This window comes from Bradyrhizobium pachyrhizi (assembly GCF_001189245.1).
GTDB classification, from domain to species: domain Bacteria; phylum Pseudomonadota; class Alphaproteobacteria; order Rhizobiales; family Xanthobacteraceae; genus Bradyrhizobium; species Bradyrhizobium pachyrhizi.
Genome location: NZ_LFIQ01000124.1, coordinates 282,430 through 285,251, shown reverse-complemented (window position 1 = coordinate 285,251; position 2,822 = coordinate 282,430). Strand labels below are relative to the sequence as shown.

Sequence of the window (2,822 nt, the reverse complement as noted above, 5' to 3'; positions counted from 1 at the left end):
TGCCGGTCGGTCGGGGCGCGTGCCGCGCCTGGCATTTTGGTGAGCGCAATCAAAGTCGTTTTCGGCACCGCGTGCGCCTTTGATTGTTGGGAGGGCCGGCCGTGAGCATCCGCGACAGCGACCTGCATATTCGGCCTGGGCGCATCCGCAATACCCGCACGCCGAAGCCCAAGAGCTTCATCAACCAGGTGCTGCGGGCCGCGAAGAAAGCAGGACATACCTCGGGTCAGGCGGTGGCCGGCCGTCGTTCGGCGGTCCATGGGCGCTCAACGTTTGGCCGCGGCCGCCTCGCCTTTAGCCGCGCCAGATTGTTCAGCCCGACGCGGCGAGTCGTCGTGAAGGCGCGCGTGGTTCGTCACAAAGGGCGAGCCTACCGATCAGCGCCGATGACCGCCCACCTCTCATATCTGAAGCGCGATGGCGTGACCCGGAATGGTGAACGGGCCGAGATGTTCGACGTCGGCCACGACCGCGCCGATAGCGTGGCTTTCGCAGAACGGTGCAAGGACGATCGGCATCATTTCAGGTTCATCGTCTCGCCCGAGGATGCCGGCGAAATGATCGACCTGAAGGCCTTCACCCGCGATCTTGCCAAGCAGATGGAGATCGATCTTGGCACGCGGCTCGATTGGATGGCTGTCGACCATTGGAATACCGACAACCCTCACGTCCATTTTCTCGTTCGGGGAATAGATGAGGAAGGAGCGGATCTCGTGATCTCCCGCGACTACATCAGCCAGGGCCTGCGCTCACGCGCCGAGGAACTGGTCGCTATTGAACTGGGTCCAAAACCGGAGCACGAGATCCGCAATTCGCTGGAGAGGGAGGTCACGGCGGAGCGATTGACGCGGCTCGATCGGGAGATCCGGCTGGCGGCAGATGAGACCGGCTATGTCGATCTTCGCCCAGAGAATCCCGGGATGTCCGATCCCGAGATTCGGCGCCTGATGGTCGGTCGCCTTCAACATCTGGAGAAGACGGGCCTCGTTGCGTCCGCCGCACCTGGGGAATGGATGGTCGGGCTCGAGGCCGAGCGGAGCTTGCGCGACCTCGGCATGCGTGGGGACATCATCAAGACCATGCACCGCGCCTTTACCGAGCGTGGGGAAGCACGCGGCGTTGCCGACTTCGTCATCGAGGGTGGGCAGCCGATGTCCCAGATTATCGGACGACTGATCGACCGTGGATTGCATGACGAACTGACCGGCGAGGCCTACGCCCTGATCGACGGAACAGATGGACGCGCTCACCACGTGCGCTTCCGTGGGCTCGAAGCCTTCGACCATGGACCGCCGATCGGCGGCATCGTTGAAGTCAGACGCTTCGGTCAAGCCGGGGATCGGTGGCCGACCATAGTGCTGGCGATCCGTTCCGATCTCGATCTTGGTAGCCAGGTCACGGCACGAGGGGCAACCTGGCTCGACCACCGGCTGGTTGAACGCGACCCCATGCCGCTCGCCATGGGCGGCTTCGGCCGCGAGACCCGCGGCGCCATGGAAGCCCGTACCGAGCATCTGGTTCAGGAGGGCCTGGCGCGGCGGCAGGGCCAACGCGTCATCCTGCAGCGCGACCTCCTGAACACGTTGCGCCGGCGCGAGCTGGACGAAGTGGCAGCAAAGGTTTCGGCCGACACCCGCCTGCCTCACGTGAACGCCGCCTCCGGGGAGCATGTGGCGGGCACGTATCGCCAGCGGCTGACGCTCGCCTCGGGACGCTTCGCCATGATCGATAATGGGCTCGGCTTCCAACTCGTGCCCTGGTCGCGCGAACTCGAAAAGAGGCTCGCTCAACACGTCACAGGCGTCGTGAAGGATGGCGGCGGCATCGAATGGGCCTTCGGTCGGAAGCGCGACCTCGGTCTCTAGCAATTTCTCCAATTCAGTTGCGGAAGGGCACCCGGGATGTCCGGAACCAAAATCCTCTGGGGACAGGTGATCGTTGTCGGCCTGATTGTTTTGCTCGCCATCTGGGGAGCAACCGAGTGGACGGCTTGGCGACTTGCCTGGCAACCAGAGCTTGGGCGGCCCTGGTTCGAACTGTCCGGCTTCAAGGTTTACTACCCACCGATCTTCTTCTGGTGGTGGTTCGTCTATGACGCCTACGCGCCACAGGTTTTTGTCGAGGGAGCCTTCATCGCAGCGTCAGGGACCTTCGTTTCGATCGCGGTGGCGATCGGCATGTCGGTGTGGCGCGCGCGTGAAGCCAAGAATGTCGAGACCTATGGTTCGGCGCGCTGGGCTGATCCGGAAGAGGTTCGAGCGGCCGGACTTCTCGGTCCGGATGGTGTGGTGCTCGGTAAACTCGAGCACGATTACCTCCGGCATGACGGACCAGAGCACGTCTTGTGTTTTGCACCCACCCGGTCTGGCAAAGGCGTCGGTCTTGTCGTCCCCTCCCTGCTGGCTTGGCCCGGCTCGGCCATCGTTCACGACATCAAGGGGGAGAATTGGCAACTGACCGCGGGCTTTCGCTCGCAGCATGGCCGCGTCCTGTTGTTCGACCCGACCAACCCAAAGTCCTCAGCCTACAATCCGCTGCTCGAGGTCCGGCGCGGGGAATGGGAGGTTCGCGACGTCCAGAATGTCGCCGACGTCCTGGTCGACCCGGAAGGCTCGCTCGACAAGCGGAACCATTGGGAGAAGACCAGTCATTCGCTCCTGGTCGGCGCCATCCTCCATGTCCTCTATGCCGAGTTGGACAAGACCTTGGCTGGCGTTGCCGCCTTCCTGTCCGACCCGAAGCGGCCGATCGAGGCGACTCTGAGGGCGATGATGACTACGCCGCACCTCGGCGAGCAAGGTGCTCATCCGGTCGTCGCCTCG

2 protein-coding genes are annotated in these 2,822 nt (G+C 63.5%); both read left to right on the top strand.

The window, feature by feature from the left end; genetic code table 11:
* Positions 1–101: 101 nt before the first annotated feature.
* Entirely contained in the window at positions 102–1,865 is a 1,764-nt protein-coding gene (locus AKL29_RS39820; RefSeq protein ID WP_050387948.1) for a relaxase/mobilization nuclease domain-containing protein, read from the top strand.
* A gap of 36 nt (positions 1,866–1,901) precedes the next feature.
* The coding region (locus AKL29_RS46215; protein WP_244482684.1) for a type IV secretory system conjugative DNA transfer family protein at positions 1,902–2,822 on the top strand (921 nt) is incomplete at its 3' end.